The organism is Clostridium sartagoforme (genome assembly GCF_004794105.1).
GTDB lineage: Bacteria > Bacillota > Clostridia > Clostridiales > Clostridiaceae > Clostridium > Clostridium sartagoforme_B.
This window is the reverse complement of sequence record NZ_SRYR01000031.1, coordinates 1-842: the sequence shown is the minus strand read 5'-3', so window position 1 is coordinate 842 and position 842 is coordinate 1. Positions and strand designations below refer to the sequence as shown.

1 protein-coding gene is annotated in these 842 nt (G+C 36.7%); it reads right to left on the bottom strand.

Annotated features, from left to right (window positions below):
• Positions 1-32: 32 nt before the first annotated feature.
• On the bottom strand, positions 33-827 hold the full coding sequence (locus E5347_RS16705; protein WP_136008344.1) for a PTS mannose/fructose/sorbose/N-acetylgalactosamine transporter subunit IIC: 795 nt from the start codon (positions 825-827) through the stop codon (positions 33-35).
• Between the last annotated feature and the right edge of the window lie 15 nt (positions 828-842).

Genomic DNA, 842 nt, shown 5'->3' with positions numbered 1-842 from the left:
TATCTTCTACTTTATTGTTATCTTGTAAATTATTACTCATCTTCGTCCGCTCCTCCCATATATGTTGCTCCTGCAGCAGCTGCTGGCGCTGCGTCTTGGCTTTGCGCTTTCTTAAAGTTATATAATGCTGCTGCAAACCCTAGTAATGCTACTCCTAGCATTGGCATTTGTAAGTATGCTACTAATACAAATCCTACGATTAAGTATGGTGCATATGCTTTTACTGGTAAGTACTTAAGTAATAAAGCTACTCCTAGTGCTGGTAATACTCCGCCGGCTACTCTAAGTCCACCCATTAACCAATCTGGTGATACTTCTAATAATCTTTGTACTAAGCTTTCTCCGAAGAATAAACATATAAATATTGGTACGAATCTTGAAATCATCCATGTTGATAATCCAAGTACATTCATTAATTCTACTTTTTCATATTTTCTTTCATCTGCATATTTTTCTGCTTTATGTTGGAAGAATACGTTACTCATTCTTGCAACTACATCAAGTTGTACTAATAGTAATGCTGCTGGTACTCCAATTCCTATTGCAAAGTCGATACCTTGTCCTGTTGATATTGCTAATGCTCCAGCTATTATTGTTGCTGTTGCATAATCTGGAATTGTTGCTCCACCATAGCTTCCGATTCCTAATGTCATAAGTTGCAATGTTCCACCTACTAGAAGACCTGTCTTTACATCTCCCATTACTAAACCTACTATTAAACCCGTTATTGCTGGATTTCTAAATCCTAGCTTCATATTTGTTTCATCCCATTGTGCTATACCGCCTAGTAATCCAAGCACAATGATTTGCCATAATTGTATTTGCATTTATTATTCCTCCTT